The organism is Caproicibacterium sp. NSD3, assembly GCF_053613275.1.
Map to the genome: position 1 here is coordinate 944,579 of NZ_CM132119.1, position 22,672 is coordinate 967,250.

Here is a 22,672-nt window from a genome sequence, read left to right on the forward strand (position 1 = left end):
GTAAGGAAAAGGAGTGCAAAACGAGATGGTCATTTTACCTGCAATCGATCTGAAGGACGGACAATGTGTACGGCTTTTTCGCGGAGATTATTCGACAGCGCACAGAGTAGCGGTGAGCGCTGTGCAGACGGCAGAACAATTTCAGAAATCCGGTGCAAAATGGTTGCATATGGTGGACTTAAATGGAGCGAAAGCTGCTGTGCCGGTTAATTCAAAGCTGATTTTTCAGGTGGTTCGTTCTACAGATTTAAAAGTGGAATTAGGTGGCGGAATTCGCACGATGCAGGCGGTGGAACATTATCTGCAAAGTGGTATTTCCCGGGTAATTTTGGGATCGGCCGCATTGGCAGATCCGGATTTTACGGCCGAAGCGGTTCGAAAATATGGGGATCAAATTGCAATCGGAATTGATGCCAGAAACGGTATGGTTGCGGCAGAAGGATGGACACATACTTCTCATATGGATTATATTGAACTTGCAAAACGAGTGGAAGCGGTTGGAACACAGTATATCATTATGACGGATATTGACCGCGACGGGATGCTCACAGGACCCAATCTTGAAATGTTGGAAAAACTGCAAAAGGCAGTTTCCTGTAATATTATTGCAAGCGGTGGGGTTAGCCGCGCGAAAGACATTGAGGATTTAAAAGCACTCCATCTTTATGGGGTTATTTGTGGAAAAGCGCTTTATAATGGGGATCTAAAACTGGAAGAAGCTCTTAGAATCGCGGAGGAAGAGTAAATGGCACAGAATCTGGAACGCTTTTTTCAAAAAGGAAGTTTGGTCCCAGCGATTGTCCAAGAGGCAAAAACCGGAGAGGTTTTGATGCTGGCCTATATGAATCTGGAATCTCTGCAGAAGACTTTAGAGACTGGATATACATGGTTTTGGTCTCGCTCCAGACAGGAACTCTGGAATAAAGGCGCTACTTCCGGCCATTTGCAGAAGGTGGTTTCCATTACAGGAGACTGTGACAGTGATACGCTTTTAGTGGTTGTGAATCAGACGGGCGCCGCCTGTCATACTGGGCATCACAGTTGCTTTTTTGATGAGATTTGGAGGGATCAAACAATATGAGTGAGGAAAAGAATATTTTAGCGGAACTTTATGATACCGTATTGGAGCGAAAAACAGAAAAAGAGGAAGGCTCTTATACCTGCTACCTTTTTGAGCAGGGACTTGATAAAATTTTGAAAAAGGTCGGGGAAGAGTGCAGCGAGACAATCATTGCTGCAAAAAATGGAGATAATCATGAAACGATTATGGAAATTTCCGATCTTTTATATCATTTGACTGTCATGATGGTGGAATCTGGAATTCACATTTCAGACGTGGAAGCGGAACTTAAAAAGCGCAGTGAAAAAACAGGAAATCTTAAAAAGTTTCATCAGGTTGACCATAATACTTGATTTTGGCTTTTTTTCTATAAATGAAGAAAATAAACATCGGATATTTTTATCCGGTGCTTATTTTTTTATAAAAAAGAAAAACAATAAGAAAAATAAGTTTTTAGAAGACAAATAGAGAAACGTTTGTTATAATAATAACAGATTGAAAGATAGCATAATGAGAAAGGAGTCCGGTTATGAGAGGTATTTATTCTTCTGTGACGGATATCCGTCGAAAGGTTTTTACCGAAGTTGCACGTTTGGCATACGAAGGCGGAGATTATTCGAGAATTGACGATCTTCCTTATAAAATTGTTCCAGGAGAAGTCGCCAATTATCGTGAAAGTATTTTTTTGGAGAGAGCAATTGTAGGGGAGCGGTTAAGGCTTTCAATTGGTTTGCCTTTACGCCCGATTACAGAGCATACGCGCCTTTCACAGGGAATCATTGAGAGCGCAATCGCGGAAAAATATTACGATCCGCCGCTTGTAAATGTGATTAAATTTGCCTGTAATAAATGTCCGGAAAAAACTGTTCAAGTGACAGAACTTTGCCAGGGCTGTCTTGCACATCCCTGCAAAGAAGTTTGTCCGAAACAGGCGATTCGAATCCGTAACGGAAGAGCGGTAATCGATCAGGACAAATGTATCAAGTGTGGGCGCTGTGTTGGTGTTTGTGCCTATCATGCAATCGTACAGATGGAGCGCCCCTGCGCAGCAGCTTGTGGAATGAATGCGATTCATTCCGACGCTTATGGGCATGCGACCATCGATTATGATAAATGTGTTTCCTGTGGAATGTGCATTGTAAACTGTCCGTTTGGGGCTATTTCGGATAAAGGACAGATCTTTCAGCTGATTCATGCAATGAAAGAGGGATATGAGGTCTATGCGGCGATCGCTCCGGCCTTTGTGGGACAGTTTGGCCCCAAAATGACGCCGGAAAAGCTGCGTCCTGCCATGCAGAAGCTCGGGTTTAAAGATATTGCCGAAGTTGCAGTAGGAGCGGATCTTTGTACCTTAGAAGAAGCCAAGGACTTTTTGGCTAAAGTTCCGGAGAAGCAGCCGTTTCTAGCGACTTCCTGCTGCCCGAGCTGGAGCGTCATGGCAAAAAAGAGATTCCCGGAGTTTGAATCTTATATTTCGATGGCGTTAACCCCTATGGTGTTGACCGCTCGGCTTTTAAAAAAACAGCATCCTGGTTGTAAGGTGGTCTTTATCGGGCCATGTTCTGCGAAAAAACTGGAAGCGAGCCGCCGGACCATTCGCAGTGATGTGGATTTTGTGCTGACATTTGAAGAAACTATGGGAATGTTTGAAGCAAAGCAGGTCGATCTTACAAAAATTGCGGGAGAGAGTCCTTTGGATGAAGGAACTGCTGCTGGACGTGGCTTTGCTGTTTCCGGGGGTGTCGCACAGGCAGTTGTGGACTGTATCCATAAAAAATATCCGGATCGCGAGGTTAAGGTTCAGTCGGCACAGGGATTAAGAGACTGCTATAAGATGCTGCTTCTTGCAAAAGCCGGGAAGTACAACGGTTATCTTTTGGAAGGGATGGCGTGCCCTGGAGGCTGCGTCGCAGGCGCAGGAACGCTTCAGCCGCTCACAAAGGCAACTTCTATGGTCCTTGATTATAAAGCCAAGGCAGACAAAAAGACTGCAGAAGACAGCCCTTACCGTAAGCAGGCGGATCGTTTAGACTGATATAAATTAAAAAGCTGATATGATCGGAAAAGTCCGAATTCATATCAGCTTTTTTTGATGCAAAAGAAAAAATTATTTTGCTGCAATTAGCTCGATTTCTACTAGGGCACCTTTTGGAAGTGCAGCGACTTCTACACAAGAGCGGGCAGGCTTTTTAGTGAAGACTGCACCGTAAAGTTGGTTTACGGTTTCAAAGTCTTTGAGATCTGTCAAAAATACCGTCGTTTTTACAACATCGTCTGTTGTCATGTCGGAAGCTTTTAAAACAGCCTCAAGGTTTTGAAGTACCTGCTTTGTTTGTGCAGTAATTCCTTCTGCCAGAGTTCCGCTTTCCGGAATCAGACCGATCTGGCCGGAAGTATAAAGAGTGTTTCCGGCAAGTACTGCATGAGAATAGGGGCCGACGGCACCGGGGGCGTGATCTGCTTGAATTGTTTTGATGGACATATGAGAACCTCCTTCATCGTTTTCCTTTCTGTCATAGTTGTCCAGAAAAGAATGTTGTTCGTCTCCGCACCGCCAGCCGATCAGGGTTTCTAAATTCACTTCGTGGACACTGCGGAAAATATTTTTATCAATCTGTGGATTGTCTTTTTTTAGTTCCCGAATCAAGGCTTTTACTTTTGCGCGCTTTCCGGCACTGCCCGGATTCATGTGTTCACGTTCGGTCAGCCGACAGGCGCACTGCAGAAATTCAAGATTATTATAATGCTTCCAACGAATAATATCTTCTTCATGGACAAGATACAGCGGCCGAATCAGTTCCATTCCGGGGAAATTCTGACTATGCAGTTTTGGCATCATTGTCCGCATTTCCGCCCCGTAAAGCAGACTCATCAAAATAGTTTCAATTACATCATCAAAATGGTGTCCCAAGGCGATTTTGTTGCAATGCAGCGCCTGTGCGTTTTTATAGAGATAGCCGCGGCGCATCCTGGCACAAAGATAGCAGGGAGACTGTTTTTCATCTGCGACGATATTGAAAATATCGGTTTCGAAAATATGAACTGGAATTTGCAGCAGATCACAATTCTTTTGCAGCAGCGCACGGTTTTCAGGACGATACCCGGGGTCCATTGATAAAAACTCCAATGAAAATGGAAAATCACTGTACTTTTGTAGGTGCTGCATACATTTGGCGAGAAGGATGCTGTCTTTTCCACCGGAAATACAGACTGCAATTCGATCATTTGGCTCAATTAAATGATAGTCTTTAATTCCACCGATAAAGCGGTTCCAAATTGATTTTCGATAAGTTGTAATGAGGCTTCTTTCTGCCTTGCTGTTTAAATCCATATTGCCTTCCTTTGACTTTTTAACGTTCCGGGACTATACTAAAACGAAAATTATTCTTAAATATAAGGGGAAATCAAACATGCTGCATATCGGATGCCATCTATCTTCTTCCAAGGGATTTTTGCATATGGGAGAAGAAGCGCTTTCTATCAACGCGGATACATTTCAGTTTTTTAGCCGCAATCCGCGGGGCAGCAGTGCAAAGGCGATTGATCACGAAGATGTTTTGGCACTGAGAAACTTAATGGAGCAGCACCACTTTCCCGTTATTCTTGCGCATGCACCCTATACATTGAATCCATGTTCCAAGGAGGAACGGATACGCAGGTTTGCACAGAAAATTATGAAAGATGATTTACAGCGAATGGAATTTTTGCCGGGAAATCTTTATAATTTTCATCCAGGCAGCCATGTGGGGCAGGGGAGCGGGATAGGAATTCAACAGATTACGGAACTGCTCAACTGCCTGATTACGCCCCAACAAACGACCACGATTCTTTTGGAGACGATGGCTGGAAAAGGGAGTGAAGTTGGCTCTCATTTTGAGGAACTCCAAAAGATTATCGAAGGGGTAGAACACAAAGAAAAGATGGGCGTTTGTTTAGATACCTGTCATGTTTATGATGCGGGTTATGATATTGTAAACAATTTAGACGGTGTTCTAAAAGAATTTGATCAGACGGTCGGTTTAAATCATCTTTGTGCGGTCCATCTGAATGACAGCAAAAATCCTTTTGGAAGCCATAAAGACCGGCATGAAAAAATAGGAGAAGGCAGTATCGGGTTCGAAGCAATGGTACGAATCATCAATCACCCGGCACTTCGCCATCTTCCGTTTTTTCTAGAGACGCCAAATGAACTTCCCGGTTATCGAAAAGAGATCGCGCGTTTGCGGGAGGCTTATACGGGCGACTGACTGCGGTTGGTTCTAAAATCCCATCGACTTACTGGAATGTCATTTAGTATAGCACAATTATAAAATTTTGTCAGGGACAATGGAATGTCTTGTTATAAATTATTTTGACAGAAATTCATCTTTCAACATGGAGTAATAGAGTCGATCAATATATTTTCCATCTTGATAAAAGAAGTCCCGCAAGGTTCCTTCGTAAGTAAATCCGCATTTTTCAATCACTTTGCGGGACGGAAGATTGATGGATTTATGGCATATTTGGACTTTATGTAAATTTATTTTATCGAAACCATATTGAATCACGGCTTTTGTTGCCTCTGTTGCAAAACCCTTTCTTTGAAAAAGGCTTCCAATACAGTATTCGATTTCAGCAAAGTGATTATTATGATCCACTAAAAAGTAGGCAATTTGGCCGATACATTCGTCGGTCTTTTTTAAAGTAATCGCCCATCTGTAAAAATCGTTTTTTCCATAAGAATGGATGTATTTATCGAGGAGTTCTTTTACTTCTTGTTTTGTGCAATAAACTGGTTCAGAATATAACGATTGAATTTTAGGGTCGCTGATCCAATATTTGAGCATGGCATCGTCATCGGTATACCGAAATCTTCTTAAAATCAATCTTTCTGTCTCGATTTTCATAGTACCAACATTTGTTAACATTACTTTAATCCTTTCCGCTATCAAAATTTTTAATTTTATGATCTTTTGGCTTTTAATCAACGTCAATTTTTAACACTGATTGAAAAGATGGCCCAAAATTGAAACAAAAGCGTTCTATCTGTAAAAAGAATATAACGGATGCAAAAGGTTGTCAATTTTCGCAGAAAATATTATAGCTTTACAAATATTTCATAAGCGTTTATACTAAATTGGAAAATTTATTTGGGAGAAGGGTTCAGTGTGGTGACGATCAATGAGGGACGGCTCAAAAATGTTTTACATAATATGGAGCAGGAAGGCTTGTCTCAGATTCTGGTGACTTCTACCTCTTCGGTTTATTATTTGACCGGTTTATGGGTAGAACCGTTTGAGCGGATGTTGGCGCTCTATATCGACAAAGATGGAAAATGTGTGCTGTTTGGGAATGACCTTTTTGGATTTACACCAGGAGGAAATGCACAGCTTTTTACACATAATGATATTGATGATCCTGTAAGGGATGTTGTTAAGATCGTGAAGGGCGGAACACTGGGAATTGATAAGGAATGGCCAAGCCGTTTTTTGATCAGTCTTTTAAAACAGCGCCCTGATATCAAGCCGGTTGTAGGCAGTGCGCCGGTAGATTTTGCGAGAATGCGCAAAGACCAGAAAGAGATTGAAGCTCTCCGCAGGTCCTCTCAGATTAATGATGCTGTGATGGAAGCTTCTCTTGCGGCAATTAGAGAGGGCGCTTGTGAGCAGGAACTTGAAAGTATTGTGGAAAAGAATTTTGCAGAGCGAGGAGCAGACCGTTCTCCGGAGGGACAGCTGGTCTGTTTTGGTGCAAATTGTGCGGATCCGCATCACGCTTCCAATGAGACTGTGATCAAGAGCGGAGATTCCGTTATTTTCGATATTTTTATTCCAATTAAGCGTTATTGGTGCGATATGACCCGTACTGTTTTCTTTAAAGAAGCAGATGAGGAACACCGCAAGGTTTATGAGATCGTCCGGAAGGCAAACGAAAAGGCCGAATCAGTGATTCGACCTGGAGTACCAATGTGCGAATTCGATCTGACGGCACGAAAAGTGGTTGAAGATGCTGGATACGGTCCGTATTTTAATCATCGTTTAGGCCATGGATTGGGGATTGACTGCCATGAGCCGCCGGATAATTCCAGCGTCTGCAAAGTGATTGCAGAGCCAGGTATGGTCTTTAGCGTAGAACCGGGGATCTATTTAAAAGATCGTCTCGGCGTGCGGATTGAAGATTTAGTGTTGGTCACCGAAACCGGCTGTGAAGTTTTGAACCATTATACAAAAGAGCTCCAGATTATTAAGTAGAGCCATTAAAAATAAACCGGATTGCAAGTCCAGCGATCAGGCATGCGGTTAGGTCTCCCATTAGGGCGGCTGGGATGGTATGCTTTGTTTTTTTGATACCTACTGCACCAAAATAGACAGATACGCAGTAAAAAGCAGTTTCGGTGCTGCAGGCTAATACGGAGGCAACTCTGCCGGAAAAAGAATCCGGTCCCTGTTGCTTTAGGATTTGTGTGAAGATTGCGGTAGAGCCGCTGCCGGAAATTGGTTTCATAAGAATCAGCGGTGTAACAGATTCAGGAATGCCTAAGAACTGTGTCACCGGCTTTAATGCGCCGGAGAGCAGATCAAGTGCCCCGGAAGCTTTGAACATTGTTACGGCCGCCATCAGGCCAACCAGAGTTGGCAGAATTGTAAAAGAAGTTTTCAGCCCTTCCTTAGCGCCTTCTGTAAAAGTATCAAAAATCGGAACTTTCCGAAAAATTCCAAAAAGCAGCAGCAGCAGAATGGTGATGGGGAGTGCCCATGAACCAAGTTTATCCACGAACTTTCCGCCTTTCAAAGAGCTTTGCAGATAAAACGGCAACTAACAAAGCGCAGATCGAGGTAATCCATACCGCAGGAAGCAAATCAAATGGATTTTGAGCACCGTATTTTGCGCGAATCGTTGCCATATAGGTTGGAATCAGCTGAAGGGAAGCAGTGTTTAGCACCACGAAAAGAACCATCGAGCGGTTTGCTTCGTCTCCGCATTGTGGATCACATTTTTTAAGTTCTTTCATTGCTGAGATACCGAGAGGTGTTGCAGCGTTTCCGAGCCCCAGAAAATTTGCGGTTAAATTCATACAAATCGCACCGGCGGCGCGGGAACCTGGTTTGAGATCGGGGAAAAGGTGTTTTAGAATAGGATGCAGAATTTTTGCAAGAAGCTGTGTTAAGCCGCCTTTTTCAGCGATATGCATCATACCGGTCCAAAAGCACATCATCCCCATGGTGGCAAAGCAAAGCTCTACAGCGCTTTGTGCGCCGGAGAGAACAGCGTTCGCCAGTTCTTCTGTTCTGCCGGTTAAACAGGCGCATAAAATACTGACAAATAAAAGTCCGGTCCAGATCCAATTTAGCATCATTTTCATCCCCTTAGATAAAAAATATGAATATAAATATGAATAAATTTTGAATTTTCCATTCCCAAAACGATTAAACATTGACTTATTATGGAAAATGTATTACAATAGTGACGAATTATGGGAGCATATTATTATCAGGAAGGATGAGCAAAATGAAATCTACCGGTATCATGCGCAAAGTGGATGAATTAGGCCGTATTGTATTGCCGAAAGAACTGCGGAATGCACTGGATATCAAAGAAAAGGATCCATTGGAGATTTTTGTCGGAGACAGAGGCGAAATCATTCTCCGCAAATATCAGCCAGCGTGCATTTTCTGCAACAGTATGGAAAACATTCGCACATTTAAAGGACACAATGTATGTCGAGATTGCATGCAGAAAATGTCTAAGTATATGAATGAGGATGATTAACTCCAATCGCTTTTTTTAAAACAAAATTGATTAAAGCAACATAAAAAAGCAGCTTACAGGAATAGCCTGTAGGCTGCTTTTTTTATTTTGAATGCTTTTAAAATGCTTTCAGGAAAATTAATTCGTTTCTTTCATAGAGTCGAGAATGGAATCTACGAGAGCGTCAAGTTCAATCTCTTTATCTTCATGCAGAGAAGAAGCCATTGTGACACGTTCGTTGAGCACGGTCATATCTTTCATTTCTTCATTGAGAAATTTTTGCATCAAATCGCCGGACTTGCAAGCCCAAGAACCATTTTCAATGATGGCAACCGTGCGCTTTTGGACATTCAGCGCTTTCATATCCATCAGATAATTGTGCATGGCAGGATAAATCCCGAGATTGTAAGTGACAGAAGCTAAGACAATATGGCTGTACTTAAAGGATTCAGAAATCAGCTGAGAAACATTTGTGGACGAGACATCATACATGGCAATGTTTGTCATGCCTTTGTCACATAATTTTGCAGCAAGTGCTTCGGCAACAGATTCGGTGTTTCCATACATGGAAGCATAAACGATCAAAGCACCTTTGACCTCTGGCTCATATCGGCTCCAAATATCATATTTTTTAATAAAGTACATCAAATCTTTGCGCCACACTGGACCGTGCAGTGGACAAATATACTTAATCTGATCGAGAATTCCACCGGCCTTTTTTAAAAGCAGCTGAATATGCGGGCCGTATTTTCCGACAATATTTGTTAAATAACGGCGAGCGTCATCCAGCCAGTCACGGTCAAAGTCAACTTCATCCGCGAAAAGTTTTCCGTCCAGTGCGCCAAAGGTTCCAAAAGCATCTGCGGAGAATAATGCACCATTTGTCGTATCAAATGTGACCATAACTTCCGGCCAGTGAACCATAGGGGCAAATACAAAGGTAACAGTATGCTTGCCGAAACTGAAAGTATCTCCCTCTTTTACTTCTACGATTTGATGTGAATCAATTTCAAATCCAAACTGGCGCATAAGCATAAATGCTTTTTCGTTGCTGATCAGTGTTATATTTGGCCAACGCAGCAAGATTTCATTAATGGAAGCTGCGTGATCCGGCTCCAGATGGTTAATCACAAGATAGTCAAGCGGCCGTCCGGCAAGTACATGCTGTGTATTTTCCAATAATTGACGGCAGTAAGACCAGTCGACCGTATCAAACATCACGGTTTTTTCATCCAGCAAAAGGTATGAATTATAGGTAACTCCTCTTGGAATTGGATATGCGTTTTCAAAAAGAGCAAGGCGGTGATCGTTTGCTCCTACCCAGTATAAATCTTCCGTTACATTTCTAACGCAATACATGAAATTTCCTCCCTTCGATTTTATGCTTCAATAAACTGATCTTTTGGCTCGGCGCACTCGGGGCAGACCCAATCCACAGGCAAATCCTTAAATTGGGTACCGGCTGCGATTTCACTGTCTTGATCGCCCAATTCCGGTACGTACTCGTAGCCGCAGCCGTTACATATGTAGCGGGGACCGATTGGTTCCGGCTTTGGCATTTGCGGGCGTTTCATTTTTACCATGGGCGGAGCTGGCTTCTTTTCCTCGGTGCCGAGTGCTTCGGTAAGGAGGGGCAGAATTTCATTGACATCGCCGACAATTCCGTAATCACAATTCTTAAAGATCGGGGCGTTGCCGTTTTTATTAATTGCTACAATAATGGAAGCGTCTTTAATTCCTTTGAGGTGCTGAGTTGCACCGGAGATTCCACATGCGATATATAGATTTCCGGTAAATTTTTGGCCGGACATTCCAACGTAGCGATTGATTGGAATGTATTTGAGTGTTTCGGCGACCGGACGGGAAGAGCCAACGGCTGCGCCAACTGCTTTGGCCAGATTTTCGATCAGCTTCATGTTTTTCTTATCGCCAATGCCTTTTCCTGCGGAAACAACACGCTCAGCTTTTGCGATAGGAGTATCGATTGGGATACCGACCGTAAAGTCGAACCCATCTTTTTTTAAAGCTTCTACAAGCGAATTTACTTGATCTTTTGCATTCCCGTCGCGGAAGAGCATCTTCTTACGGATTCCGGTGATAGGGGTAGGCTTTTTTATACGATGATCCGTCTCGCCGGACTGCTTCGGAGGTTTGCCTAAAATATGGGATGCAATGACGACGCGCTGAATTTCATTGGTGCCCTCGTAAATGGTAGTGATTTTAGCATCCCGATACATACGCTCAACTTCCATCCCTTTGAGGTATCCGGTGCCGCCGAAAATTTGGAGCGCATCATTTGTAACTTCGAGTGCAATATCGGAAGCATATTGTTTTGCCATGGCGGATTCCATCCCGTATGGTTCGTGACTTTCTTTCAGTTCTGCTGCAGAGTAAACGAGAAAGCGTGCACAGCGCAGTTTTGTTGCCATATCGGCAATCTTAAAAGAAATTCCTTGCTGAAAAGCGATAGGCTTTCCAAATTGCACACGTTCTTTTGCGTAATCCACTGCTTGATCAAAAGCTCCCTGCGCAATGCCAAGTGCCTGTGAGGCAATGCCAATGCGGCCGCCGTCAAGTGTGGACATCGCAATTTTAAAGCCTTGACCTTCTTTTCCAAGCAGATTTTCTTTCGGCACTTTTACGTCGTTGAAAATCAGCTCAGCGGTAGAGGAAGAGCGAATGCCCATTTTGTCGTAATGGTCGCCGAATTCAAATCCTTTCCAACCTTTTTCTACAATGAAAGCAGAAATACCGCGGGTGCCGATATCGGGGGTGGTGATTGCGAATATGACATAGGTATCTGCGATTGGAGCGTTGGTAATAAAGATTTTGCCGCCGTTCAATAGATAATAGTCACCTTTATCTACAGCAGTGGTTTCTGTTCCTCCGGCATCGGAACCTGCATTCGGTTCCGTTAAACCAAAAGCACCAAGCTTTTCGCCTTTACATAGCGGAATTAAATATTTTTTCTTTTGTGCTTCATTTCCGAAAGCAGAGATCGGCCATGTGCCCAATGAGGTGTGAGCGGATAGGATAACGCCGGTGCCGCCGTCAATACGGGCGAGTTCTTCCACCGCAATGGCATAGCTGACAACGTCCAGCCCCATGCCGCCCCATTCTTTTGGATAAGGAATTCCCATCAATCCCATTTTTCCAAGCTCGGTTACTGCTTCCGTTGGAAACTCATTTTCTTTGTCTAACAAAAAGGTTAAAGGCTTCACTTTTTCTTCTGCAAACGCCCGAACTTTTGCTCGGAGTTCCTCATGCTGCTGTGTGGTTTTGAATAACATACTGTTTCCTCCTTTTGCAAATTCCAAATTTTGTCCTTGGGATTCCGTGATCCGAAGTAAGGGAGAGGATGCTTAGTCACCGAATAAAACAGTCTGGAGTGTATGGGACTTTAGTTCTTGATCCAGTGTTTTCTGAATTTTTAAGAGCTGAATGTGTGCATGACATATCTGATCGTCATGGGATTCCTGCCATGAGCAATGCTGGCCGGGCTTGGTGCAGGCAGTTAAAAATGCAGATTGCTCCATTGCATTGATCAGCTGATATAGAGTAATACTGTTGAGATCAGAAGTTAAAGCACATCCGCCTCCGGTTCCACGCGCAATTTCAACAAATCCTGCCTTTTGAAGCTTCTTCAGAATTTTATAGGCAAAATTCTGTGGGATCTGTTCATTTGTAGACAACTCCGTAGTGGTTAGTCGGTCACTTTTTGCTAATGCCCGCAAAATTCGCAGAGCGTAGTCTGTTTCTTTTGTAATCAGCAAAAGTTCCACCTCCTCTTCATATTTGCATTTTATCAAACTGGACATTTTTTGTCAAGATTTAATTTTAGAAAAAATTCTATTTTTTGAAATTGTTTTTTTAAAAAATTATTCATTAGAGACAAAGATTGCGACAAAAAATGAAATTAAACTACCAAAAATTGACGTGCCATATAAAGGAAAACAGCAGATTCCTTTTCATATTTACATATTGAGGTTTTGTGGTACAATAATAGCATCAATCAGGACTTTTTATCAAAAATAGGAATGTGGAGGTCACCGGATTGGATCGTTTTAAATTACACAGTAAATATCAGCCCACTGGTGATCAGCCGCAGGCGATTCAAAAACTGGTACAGGGGCTAAAAGAGGGAGACCGTGAGCAGGTACTGCTCGGCGTAACCGGCTCGGGAAAGACTTTTACGATGGCAAATGTGATTGAAAAAGTGAATCGTCCCACACTGGTTTTGGCACATAATAAAACGCTGGCAGCCCAGCTTTGTTCTGAATTTCGAGAATTTTTCCCCGAGAATTCAGTGGAATATTTTGTCTCCTATTATGATTATTATCAGCCGGAGGCATATATTGCGCAGACGGATACTTATATTGAAAAAGATTCGGCAATCAATGATGAAATTGATAAACTGCGCCATTCGGCGACCAGTGCGCTTTCAGAGCGCAGAGATGTCATTATTGTTGCGAGTGTCAGCTGCATTTATTCTCTTGGTGACCCAATCGATTACCGGACCATGGTGATTTCACTCCGCCCGGGAATGGAAAAGAGCCGGGACGAGCTTTTAAAGAAGTTGGTGGAAATTCAATTTGAGCGAAACGACGTTGCTCTTTCCAGAAATAAATTTCGGGTTCGGGGAGACGTTGTAGAAATTTGGCCTTCCTATTCCGATGATACGGTGGTTCGGGTGGAATTCTTTGGCGATGAAATTGATAGGATTACAGAGATCAACCCAGTTACCGGAGAATTAAAAGATGAAGTAAAGCACGTTGCCATCTATCCGGCTTCTCATTATATTGTGCCCCAGGGAAAGCTGAAAAAGGCACTTTCCTCCATTTATGATGAGATGGAAGAGCGAGTTAAATTTTTTGAGGAACATGGGAAGCTCATTGAGGCACAGAGAATCAGAGAGCGCACGACTTATGATATGGAGATGCTTTCTGAAATCGGCTTCTGTAAGGGGATTGAAAACTATTCCCGAGTGATGGCCGGTCGTGCGCCGGGAAGCGCGCCATGTACGCTGCTCGATTATTTTCCAGAAGACTTTTTGCTTTTTGTGGACGAGTCTCATGTGACACTGCCGCAGGTACGCAGCATGTATGCGGGTGATCAGGCACGGAAAAAATCTTTGGTGGATTTCGGATTTCGTCTGCCCAGCGCTTATGATAACCGTCCGCTGACTTTTGATGAATTTTATCATCATGTCAATCAGGCGGTCTTTGTCAGTGCAACGCCGGGAGATTGGGAACTTTCGAAAGCATCTCAGGTGGTGGAGCAGGTAATTCGTCCGACCGGGCTGCTTGATCCGGAAATCTTTGTAAAGCCGACCGATGGGCAGATTGACGATTTGATCAGCGAGATCAACCTGCGCGCGGAGAAAAAGGAAAGAGTTCTGGTGACGACTCTGACCAAAAAGATGGCGGAGGATCTGACCTCTTATCTGCAGGGGATGGGAATCCGGGTGCGGTATATGCACCATGATATCGATACGGTGGAACGGATGGAAATCATCCGGGATCTGCGTTTGGGAGAGTTCGATGTTTTGGTAGGAATCAACCTTCTGCGTGAGGGATTGGATATTCCCGAAGTCAGCCTTGTAGCAATCTTAGATGCAGATAAAGAAGGCTTTCTGCGTTCCGAGCGAAGCTTGATTCAGACAAGCGGCCGTGCGGCGCGCAATGTTTCCGGAAAGGTGATCATGTATGCGGATACAGTGACACGCAGCATGGAGGCGGCAATTCGGGAGACGAACCGTCGCCGGAAGTTACAGGTTGCTTATAATCAGGAACATGGAATCACCCCAAAAACCATACAGAAAAAAGTTTCGGCAATTCTGGAAATTTCTACCCATAAAGAAGATAAGAAGAAAAAGAAAAAGTATTTGTCTCCGATCGAGCGCCATCAAATGATTGAGCAGCTCTCTCGTGAGATGAAGGCGGCTGCAAAATTATTGGAGTTCGAACATGCTGCGTTTCTGAGAGATAAAATCAAAGAACTGCAAGAGGGAAAATGAATTTTCCAAAACAGAAAGGAAACGGATTCATGGAGCCAAAAAATATCATTATCAGGGGAGCAAGAGAACACAACCTTAAAAATATCAGTCTGGAAATTCCCAGAGATAAATTGATCGTTTTTACGGGACTTTCCGGAAGCGGCAAAAGCAGCCTGGCCTTTGACACCATTTATGCAGAAGGTCAGAGAAGATACGTAGAGTCGCTTTCTTCCTATGCAAGACAGTTTTTGGGGCAGATGGATAAACCGGATGTGGATTCCATCGAAGGGCTTTCGCCGGCAATTTCGATCGATCAGAAGACAACTTCCAAGAATCCGCGGTCAACAGTCGGAACCGTGACGGAAATCTATGACTATCTGCGCCTTCTGTATGCGAGAGTCGGAGTTCCGCATTGCCCGATCTGCGGCAGGGAGATCCGCCAGCAGACCATCGATCAGGTCGTAGACCGCGTACTTGCGATGCCGGAAAAGACAAAAATTCAGATTTTGGCACCGATTATAAAAGCACGAAAGGGCGAACACACCAAGGAATTAGAAGCTGCACGCCGCAGTGGATTTGTTCGGGCGCGGATAGACGGAATTCTCTATGATCTTTCGGAAGAAATCAATTTGGAAAAGAATAAAAAGCATACGATCGAGATTGTAGTGGATCGGCTTGTCGTTACGCCATCGATTCGTTCCCGCTTGGCGGATTCTTTAGAGACAGCATCAAGCCTTTCTCAGGGCTTGATCGTTGTCAGCCCGGTCGATGGGGAAGACCATGCTTTTTCTCTAAATTATGCTTGCCCGGAGCATGGAGTGGGTGTCGATGAGCTCACCCCTCGCATGTTCTCCTTTAATAATCCGTTTGGGGCCTGCCCAAAATGTACCGGGCTGGGCGTCTTTATGAAAATTGATCCCGAAAGAATTATTCCGGATAAAAATCTTTCCATTGCACAGGGAGGCTTAAAAGCCAGCGGTTGGGCAATGGAGGGCAGTACGATTGCTTCCATGTATATGGAAGCGCTTTCCAAACACTATCATTTTTCGCTGAAAACGCCGATCAAAAACTTGCCGGAGGAGATTATTCATATTCTGCTCTATGGTACAGATGGGGAAAAGATTCAGATCGTTCGAAAAAATGAATATGGGTCCGGGAAGTATTTAACGACCTTTGAGGGAATTATCAACAATCTGGAACGCCGTTTTCGTGAGACCAGCAGCAACTGGGTAAAGGAAGAAATCGAGTCCTATATGAGCGCAATTCCGTGCGATGCCTGTCATGGACAGCGCTTGTCCCCGATGAGTCTGGCGGTTACGGTAGGCGGGCTGAATATTTCACAGCTTTGCGATCTTTCCATCAACAAGGCATTGGACTTCTTTTATGGGCTGCATCTGGAAGGCCGAGATGCCATGATTGCAAAGCCGATTTTAAAAGAGATTTTTTCAAGACTTGGATTTTTAAAGAGTGTTGGCCTCGAATACCTGACGCTCAGCCGCGGTTCCGGGACACTTTCCGGAGGAGAAAGCCAGAGAATCCGGCTTGCGACGCAGATTGGTTCCTCTTTGATGGGAGTTCTTTATATTCTGGATGAGCCCAGTATCGGACTGCACCAGCGCGATAATGATAAACTTCTTGCTACATTAAAGCATCTGCGGGATCAGGGAAATACCGTGATTGTTGTAGAACATGATGAAGATACCATGCGTGCCGCTGATCATCTGGTGGATATTGGTCCCGGTGCCGGAATTCATGGCGGAGAAGTGGTTTTTAACGGCAAGCCGGAAGATATTCTAAATTGTGAAGCTTCCATTACCGGCCAGTATCTGAGTGGGAAGAAGAAAGTGGAGGTCCCGAAAGAACGCAGAAAAGGGAATGGGAATTTCTTAAAAATCGAGGGAGCAGAGCAGAACAACCTAAAGAATGTTGATGTGAGCTTTCCATTGGGCACGTTTATTTGTGTGACCGGTGTTTCCGGTTCGGGGAAATCTTCTCTTATAAACGAAATTTTATACAAATATTTGGCGCGCGAGTTAAACGGGGCCAAATCAAGACCGGGACAATTCAAAAAAATCACTGGGCTTTCCGCACTGGATAAAGTGATTGCGATCGATCAGTCGCCTATCGGCAGGACTCCACGTTCCAATCCAGCCACCTATACAGGCGTCTTTACGGATATCCGCAATCTGTTTGCGAGCACACAAGAGGCAAAACTGCGTGGATTTTCTTCCAGCCGTTTCTCTTTTAATGTGAAGGGCGGTCGTTGCGAGGCATGTGAAGGCGACGGCATTATTAAAATTGAAATGCATTTTCTGCCGGATATCTATGTCCCATGTGATGCCTGTCACGGAAAGCGGTACAATCGCGAAACGTTGGAAATTCAGTATAAAGGGAAAAATATTTATGATGTACTGGAAATGACGGTCGAAGAAGGCGTACAGTTTTTCGGGGCAATTCCGCGAATTGCCAGAAGACTGCAGACTTTGCAGGAGGTTGGACTCGGATATATCAAGATTGGACAACCGGCAACGACACTTTCAGGAGGTGAAGCACAGCGCGTCAAACTGGCAGCGGAGCTTTCTAAAAGAAGCACCGGCAGAACAATTTATATTTTGGACGAACCGACTACCGGTCTGCATATTGCTGATGTGCATCAGCTGATCGAAGTCCTTCAGAGATTGGTGGACGGAGGGAATACCGTAGTTGTCATTGAACACAATCTGGATTTGATCAAAACAGCAGATTATGTGATCGATCTTGGCCCGGAAGGCGGCGACGGCGGCGGAACGGTCATTGCAAAAGGAACGCCGGAGCAGATTGCAGCGGTGAAACAGTCTTATACAGGACAGTATCTTCGCAAGCTTTTGGAGCACACCTAAAATTTTGCAAAAAAATTCCCCGAAACCCAAGAAAATAGGGCTTCGGGGAATTCAGAGATTTTGAAAACTCAAAGAGTTGTGGAATCCGTCAGGTATTTTAAGAACAAAATCTGGTCTTCGGGATTCGTCAGTTTGATTTCTGCGGTAATGGTTGCATTTTTGGCGCTTTCCAAAAGCTGTTTTACACCATACAGCTGACACAGCTTACTTTTAAGGTTCAGCTTATTTCCGTCATCTGTTTCAAGAATCACATCGCCTTTGGCACGATCCAACAAATGCATAAAATCTCCGATGTCGATATCATAAAGTTTCATCGAAAATCCCTCCTATCATAAAGTGAATATCTACTATTGGTTTCTACAAAATTTATCATACCATAGGAATGTGAAACTATCAACAACAAATTTTATAAAATTTGTCTAAAATCTTGCAGACTGGATTGTGAAACATTTTTGTAGATCCGCAAAAGATTACAAAAATCGGACAAAATTAACACATTGTTCAACAAATCGTTGGGTGATTTATTGTACAATAAGTTAATCTTTATTAGTAAAGAGTAAGGATGGGTGCCGTTGTTTGGTTATATCAGACCGTTTAAGCCTGAACTTTTAGTCCGGGAATGGGAAAGCTATCGCGGGATATACTGTGGGTTATGCAAAAATCTTGGCCGTTATTATGGCTGGCTTTCCCGGTTAACGCTAAGTTATGACTGTACTTTTTATACGATGGTTTTGATGTCTTTGAGAAAAGAAAAGCCTTGTTATGGGGCTGGGCATTGTGTGGTCAATCCACTGAAAAAATGCAGTTTTTGTCAAAATGCCGAAGAGTCGTTTCACCAAGCGGCAGCTCTAAGCGTTTTGATGACTTGCTTTAAGTTGGAGGATGACCTGCGGGATCGTGGAAAAGGAAAAATTCGTGCGCGATTGCTTTTGCCGCTGTCCCGCAGAGCGCAGAAACGTGCGAAAGCCGATTTTCCTTGGATGGACAAGATCGTTACAGAGACAATGACGGCACAGAATCAGGTGGAGACGGAAGGGCAAAAGATGGATGCCTGTGCGTCTCCAACAGCGCAGATGCTTGGGAAAATTTTGCAGCATGAAGGGGGAGAAAGTTCTTCTCCGCTTTCAAGAACACTGTATGAATTTGGATATTTTCTGGGACGCTGGGTTTATATTATGGACGCAGCGGACGATTTGGAAAAAGATTTGGAATCAGGTAGCTTTAACTGTCTCATCAGAGAATCCGGGCTGACTCAGAAAGCCGGGAAAGAGGAATTTGATTCCATACGTCAAAAGGCGAATGCATCTTTAAATTTGACACTTTCACGTTTGCTTGCTGCATTTTCGCTGATGGATTGGACTTCTTTTCAGTCAATTTTGCAGAATATTATAGAAAAAGGATTACCTGCAACGCAAAAAGAACTGTTATTTCGTAAGGAGGAAAAAGAATGACGGACCCCTATCAGGTGCTTGGCGTTTCTCCTTCGGCAACGGACGAAGAAATTAAAACCGCCTATCACAATCTGGCTAAAAAATATCATCCTGATAATTATGCCGGAAGCCCAATTGCAGACCTTGCCAGCGAAAAAATGAAAGAGATCAATGAAGCATACGATGCAGTTCAGGCGCAGCGTAAAAATCGTGGCTCTGGGCAGCAGACAGGCGGTTATGGTGGTACTTATGGCTATGGCGGCACTTATGGTTACGGTGGTGCACAGAATTCCAGCTTTGGAGACGTGCGCAGCTATATTATGAGTGGACGAATTTCCGATGCAGAGCAAATTTTGGATGGTGTCCCAGGAGAAAACCGTAACGCAGAATGGTATTTTTTAAAGGGAACTGTCCTTTATAAACGAGGGTGGCTGGACGAAGCTACCAATCATTTTAACCGTGCTGTTCAGATGGATCCACAGAATATGGAGTATCGTACAGCGATGAATCAAATTATGAATCAACGCAGCGGAATGTACGGTGGATATAATCCCAATATGACAACGGGCGGCGGATTTACCGGTTGCGGTGCATGCGGCGATCTGATGGCAGCGGATATGTGCTGTGAGTGTATGGGCGGAAATCTTTGTCCCTGCATTGGTTTCCGATAATTTTGAAGGGGGATCTTCCTTTGAATCGTTCGGTACAGATCGCATTTTCCGGTATGCTGACCGCGTTGGGAGTCGCGTTTTTGTGTGCTGCCGGATTGATCCCAATTGCGACTTATGCGTTGCCTGCACTTTCCGGTGCGCTTTTAATGCCGATTGTTGTGGAACTGGGGGCCAAATGGGCGTGGCCTGTTTTTTTAGCAACGGGAATTCTGGGGCTTTTATTAGGACCGGATAAAGAAGCTGTTTTTCTTTATATTCTCTTTTTTGGATACTACCCAATCATAAAGGCGATATTTGAGCGCCATGGGCCAAAATGGGAGCAATGGATTTTAAAATTTGGTGTTTTTAATGCTTCTATGATCGTTGCCTATTTTATCAGTATTTATTTTTTGGGAATTCCGGAAGAAAGTTTTGAAATTATTCCTGGCATGCCGCTTTGGCTGCTTCTTGCAGGCAATGTCGTTTTTGTTATTTATGATTATGCACTTTCCGGATTGGTTGGCGCGTATGTTGTGCGATTTCATTCTATGATTTCCAAATGGCTCCGTGCAAAATAGACCGATGCTTTATAAAAAAAGTCCCGTGTGGGACTTTTTTCTATGTATCGAAGAAAATTTTGCAATTTTTTAAGTGGACCCTGCAAATTTTGAAAAAAACGATTGCTATTTTTCCAAAAAAAAAGTAAACTTGGAACAAGGAGTTGATTTGATGAACACACATCTGTCGATCCGAATTCAGGATCAGATGCCGCATTTTTCAAAAGGTCAAAGATTAATTGCTAAATATATAGAAGAACATTATGATAAAGTAGCATTTATGACAGCTTCCAAGCTTGGTTCGACGGTAGGAGTCAGCGAATCCACAGTGGTACGTTTTGCGACGGAACTGGGGTATGATGGATACCCTGAATTGCAGCGCGCAATGCAGGAGATGATCCGATCGAAGCTGACCAGCGTACAGCGAATTGAAGTGACAAAGGAAAGAATCGGGAAAAATGATATTCTCGATGTAATGCTGGCTCAGGATATGGATGTGATACGCCGTACAATGGAGGCAACCTCTCATAAGGATTTTTATGAAGCGGTTGATGCGATCATTGGAGCAAAAAAAATTTATATCTTAGGAGCGCGCAGCAGTGTCGCCTTGGCAACTTTCCTTTCTTATTATTTGGGAATGCTGTTTGATAGTGTCCAGTGTATTCAGGCAACCAGTGAGGCGGAGATTTTTGAGCAGATGATCTATATGACAAAAGATGATGTGATGATTGGACTTTCATTTCCGCGTTACAGTAAAAAAGCATCTAAGGCAATGCGTTTTGCACACGACCGCGGTGCAAAAGTGATTGCAATCACAGATTCGCTTTTGTCACCGATTGCGGAATTTGCAGATTATAGATTGCTTGCTCGAAGCGATATTTCGGCAATCGTGGATTCTCTGGTTGCACCGCTGAGCCTGATTAATTCATTGCTTGTTGCATTGGCTCTCAAAATGGAAGGCCGTGTGACAAAAGTTTTTCAAAATTTAGAAAATATTTGGGACGAATATGGAGTTTACGAAAAAGTTGACGAAGCAGAAAATGATAAAGACAATAAAAAAGAGTGATTTGATTGTAGTGGGCGGGGGTGCTTCCGGTCTGATGGCTGCTGGCACCGCCGCCCATCTTGGGCTTAAAGTCTGTCTAATCGAGAAAACAAATCGGTTGGGATGGAAGCTTTCCATTACAGGAAAAGGACGCTGTAATGTGACAAATGACTGCACTTCTCAGGAAGTCATTGCAAATGTTCCCACGAACGGGCGGTTCCTTTTTGGAGCTCTGTCCCACTTTTCACCTTCTGATGTGATGAAATTTTTCGAATCGTTGGGAGTGCCGCTGAAGACAGAGCGCGGAAACCGCGTGTTTCCGCAGTCAGATCGAGCGAAGGACATTGTTGATGCATTGGTTCATTGGAACCGGGATTGTGGGGTCGAAGTAATACAGGGAGAAGTTAAAAAGCTCCTTCTGGAAGATGAGTCCGTCAAAGGAGTTATACTTTCGGACGAAGAAACGATTTTAGCTTCACAGGTTATCCTTTGTTGCGGTGGAAAAAGCTATCCCGTTACCGGTTCTACTGGAGACGGCTATCTTTTGGCACAGCAGGCTGGCCATACCGTTATCCCACCGCGCCCTTCTTTGGTGCCGCTTTGCTGTAAGGAGCAAGACTGCCGGGAGATGATGGGGCTTTCTCTGCGTAATATTGGCTTTCAGCTTTATGATACGAAGAAAAAGAAAACGGTTTGTGAGGATTTCGGAGAACTGTTATTTACCCATTTTGGGCTTTCTGGGCCGGTGGTGCTTAGTGGCAGCGCGCATTTAAAAGAGATGGAATCCGGCCGTTACCGGGCAGATATTGATTTGAAGCCGGCATTATCTTTTGAAAAACTCGATGCGCGCTTACAACGTGATTTTACGAAATATCATGCGCGTGATTTCGTAAATGGACTTTCAGACTTGCTGCCGCGGCTGATGATTCCGGTAGTCGTGCGCCGCTCCGGAATTTTGGAATCAACTAAGTGCGCAGAGATTACAAGAGAGCAGAGATTGTCTCTTGTGCGGCTTTTAAAGCAGCTTTCGTTTACGGTTACTGGATTTCGGCCGATTGAAGAAGCAATCGTTACTTCCGGCGGCGTAAAGGTAAAGGAAGTTGACCCTAAAACAATGGAATCGAAGAAAATTCATGGATTGTACTTTGCAGGAGAACTTTTAGACGTAGATGGCTATACAGGCGGTTTTAATTTGCAGATTGCTTTTTGTACCGGACGCCTTGCAGCACAGAGCGTTGCGCAGAATGTGCAAAATCAAAAATCCTTTTGAAAAATTTGTTTCATTGTAGTAAAATTTAAAAAGTCGGGAATTCTAATTGACAGATTGG

General features: G+C 43.8%; 22 protein-coding genes. 14 read left to right on the forward strand and 8 right to left on the reverse strand.

Annotation, left to right across the window (positions count from 1 at the left end; all coding sequences use genetic code 11):
* Nucleotides 1-25: 25 nt before the first annotated feature.
* The 4 genes from hisA (at nt 26) to ACVS9P_RS04670 (ending at nt 3,095) form a co-directional block, all read left to right on the forward strand.
* Nucleotides 26-745, forward strand: coding sequence for a 1-(5-phosphoribosyl)-5-[(5-phosphoribosylamino)methylideneamino]imidazole-4-carboxamide isomerase (gene hisA, locus ACVS9P_RS04655; RefSeq protein WP_452104468.1), 720 nt, complete (start codon nt 26-28; stop codon nt 743-745).
* On the forward strand, nt 746-1,081 hold the full coding sequence (gene hisI / locus ACVS9P_RS04660) for a phosphoribosyl-AMP cyclohydrolase (protein ID WP_452104469.1): 336 nt from the start codon (nt 746-748) through the stop codon (nt 1,079-1,081).
* Nucleotides 1,078-1,413, forward strand: coding sequence for a phosphoribosyl-ATP diphosphatase (hisE, locus tag ACVS9P_RS04665; RefSeq protein ID WP_452104470.1), 336 nt, complete (start codon nt 1,078-1,080; stop codon nt 1,411-1,413). Before hisI ends, hisE begins: the two co-directional genes overlap by 4 nt.
* 176 nt (nt 1,414-1,589) lie before the next feature.
* Nucleotides 1,590-3,095, forward strand: coding sequence for a 4Fe-4S dicluster domain-containing protein (locus tag ACVS9P_RS04670; protein ID WP_452104471.1), 1,506 nt, complete (start codon nt 1,590-1,592; stop codon nt 3,093-3,095).
* A gap of 72 nt (nt 3,096-3,167) precedes the next feature.
* Here the strand turns inward: ACVS9P_RS04670 and ACVS9P_RS04675 are convergent, their stop codons facing one another.
* A complete protein-coding gene (locus ACVS9P_RS04675) occupies nt 3,168-4,391 on the reverse strand; it encodes a Rid family detoxifying hydrolase (protein ID WP_452104472.1) in 1,224 nt (407 codons plus the stop codon).
* 79 nt (nt 4,392-4,470) lie between these two features.
* On the opposite strand from ACVS9P_RS04675, the gene ACVS9P_RS04680 reads away from it, so the two are divergent.
* Nucleotides 4,471-5,307, forward strand: coding sequence for a deoxyribonuclease IV (locus ACVS9P_RS04680; protein WP_452104473.1), 837 nt, complete (start codon nt 4,471-4,473; stop codon nt 5,305-5,307).
* A 99-nt stretch (nt 5,308-5,406) separates the two neighbouring features.
* On the opposite strand, the gene ACVS9P_RS04685 is transcribed toward ACVS9P_RS04680, so the two are convergent.
* Nucleotides 5,407-5,967 (reverse strand): GNAT family N-acetyltransferase, encoded by a 561-nt coding sequence (locus ACVS9P_RS04685; RefSeq protein ID WP_452104474.1) that lies wholly within the window; start codon nt 5,965-5,967, stop codon nt 5,407-5,409.
* Between the two features lie 240 nt (nt 5,968-6,207).
* Here ACVS9P_RS04685 and ACVS9P_RS04690 point away from each other — a divergent pair, with 240 nt between their 5' ends.
* Entirely contained in the window at nt 6,208-7,290 is a 1,083-nt protein-coding gene (locus ACVS9P_RS04690) for a M24 family metallopeptidase (protein WP_452104475.1), read from the forward strand.
* Here the strand turns inward: ACVS9P_RS04690 and ACVS9P_RS04695 are convergent.
* Both ACVS9P_RS04695 and ACVS9P_RS04700 read right to left on the reverse strand, forming a co-directional pair.
* Complete coding sequence (locus ACVS9P_RS04695) at nt 7,283-7,813, reverse strand: spore maturation protein (protein ID WP_452104476.1); 531 nt, start codon at nt 7,811-7,813, stop codon at nt 7,283-7,285. The two genes, ACVS9P_RS04690 and ACVS9P_RS04695, sit on opposite strands and share 8 nt — an antisense overlap.
* A complete protein-coding gene (locus ACVS9P_RS04700) occupies nt 7,806-8,396 on the reverse strand; it encodes a nucleoside recognition domain-containing protein (RefSeq protein WP_452104477.1) in 591 nt (196 codons plus the stop codon). The genes ACVS9P_RS04695 and ACVS9P_RS04700 overlap by 8 nt, the downstream gene beginning before the upstream one ends.
* A 152-nt stretch (nt 8,397-8,548) precedes the next feature.
* Here ACVS9P_RS04700 and ACVS9P_RS04705 point away from each other — a divergent pair, with 152 nt between their 5' ends.
* Nucleotides 8,549-8,809, forward strand: a complete 261-nt coding sequence (locus ACVS9P_RS04705) for an AbrB/MazE/SpoVT family DNA-binding domain-containing protein (RefSeq protein WP_180340977.1) — start codon at nt 8,549-8,551, stop codon at nt 8,807-8,809.
* Between the two features lie 117 nt (nt 8,810-8,926).
* Here the strand turns inward: ACVS9P_RS04705 and ACVS9P_RS04710 are convergent, their stop codons facing one another.
* From ACVS9P_RS04710 to ACVS9P_RS04720, 3 genes are all read right to left on the reverse strand, one after another.
* The gene (locus ACVS9P_RS04710) at nt 8,927-10,147 is read right to left on the reverse strand and encodes an FprA family A-type flavoprotein (RefSeq protein WP_452104478.1); all 1,221 of its coding nucleotides are present in this window, start codon (nt 10,145-10,147) and stop codon (nt 8,927-8,929) included.
* A 20-nt stretch (nt 10,148-10,167) separates the two neighbouring features.
* Entirely contained in the window at nt 10,168-12,078 is a 1,911-nt protein-coding gene (locus ACVS9P_RS04715; RefSeq protein ID WP_452104479.1) for an acyl-CoA dehydrogenase family protein, read from the reverse strand.
* Nucleotides 12,079-12,150: 72 nt separating this feature from the next.
* Nucleotides 12,151-12,561 carry an RrF2 family transcriptional regulator gene (locus ACVS9P_RS04720; RefSeq protein WP_452104480.1) on the reverse strand — a complete coding sequence of 137 codons (411 nt, stop codon included), beginning with the start codon at nt 12,559-12,561 and terminating at the stop codon, nt 12,151-12,153.
* Nucleotides 12,562-12,842: 281 nt separating this feature from the next.
* Here ACVS9P_RS04720 and uvrB point away from each other — a divergent pair, with 281 nt between their 5' ends.
* Both uvrB and uvrA read left to right on the forward strand, forming a co-directional pair.
* Nucleotides 12,843-14,804, forward strand: coding sequence for an excinuclease ABC subunit UvrB (uvrB, locus tag ACVS9P_RS04725; protein ID WP_452104481.1), 1,962 nt, complete (start codon nt 12,843-12,845; stop codon nt 14,802-14,804).
* A gap of 29 nt (nt 14,805-14,833) precedes the next feature.
* The gene (uvrA, locus tag ACVS9P_RS04730; RefSeq protein ID WP_452104669.1) at nt 14,834-17,662 is read left to right on the forward strand and encodes an excinuclease ABC subunit UvrA; all 2,829 of its coding nucleotides are present in this window, start codon (nt 14,834-14,836) and stop codon (nt 17,660-17,662) included.
* 68 nt (nt 17,663-17,730) lie between these two features.
* On the opposite strand, the gene ACVS9P_RS04735 is transcribed toward uvrA, so the two are convergent.
* Nucleotides 17,731-17,976, reverse strand: coding sequence for a hypothetical protein (locus ACVS9P_RS04735; RefSeq protein ID WP_452104482.1), 246 nt, complete (start codon nt 17,974-17,976; stop codon nt 17,731-17,733).
* A gap of 258 nt (nt 17,977-18,234) precedes the next feature.
* Here ACVS9P_RS04735 and ACVS9P_RS04740 point away from each other — a divergent pair, with 258 nt between their 5' ends.
* The 5 genes from ACVS9P_RS04740 to ACVS9P_RS04760 all read left to right on the forward strand — a co-directional run bounded on the left by ACVS9P_RS04740 (nt 18,235) and on the right by ACVS9P_RS04760 (nt 22,614).
* Entirely contained in the window at nt 18,235-19,113 is an 879-nt protein-coding gene (locus tag ACVS9P_RS04740) for a DUF5685 family protein (protein WP_452104483.1), read from the forward strand.
* Complete coding sequence (locus ACVS9P_RS04745; RefSeq protein ID WP_452104484.1) at nt 19,110-19,763, forward strand: J domain-containing protein; 654 nt, start codon at nt 19,110-19,112, stop codon at nt 19,761-19,763. Before ACVS9P_RS04740 ends, ACVS9P_RS04745 begins: the two co-directional genes overlap by 4 nt.
* A gap of 20 nt (nt 19,764-19,783) precedes the next feature.
* Complete coding sequence (locus ACVS9P_RS04750; protein WP_452104485.1) at nt 19,784-20,320, forward strand: hypothetical protein; 537 nt, start codon at nt 19,784-19,786, stop codon at nt 20,318-20,320.
* A gap of 151 nt (nt 20,321-20,471) precedes the next feature.
* On the forward strand, nt 20,472-21,365 hold the full coding sequence (locus tag ACVS9P_RS04755; RefSeq protein ID WP_452104486.1) for a MurR/RpiR family transcriptional regulator: 894 nt from the start codon (nt 20,472-20,474) through the stop codon (nt 21,363-21,365).
* Nucleotides 21,340-22,614 carry an NAD(P)/FAD-dependent oxidoreductase gene (locus ACVS9P_RS04760; protein WP_452104487.1) on the forward strand — a complete coding sequence of 425 codons (1,275 nt, stop codon included), beginning with the start codon at nt 21,340-21,342 and terminating at the stop codon, nt 22,612-22,614. Before ACVS9P_RS04755 ends, ACVS9P_RS04760 begins: the two co-directional genes overlap by 26 nt.
* The last annotated feature ends 58 nt before the right edge of the window (nt 22,615-22,672 follow it).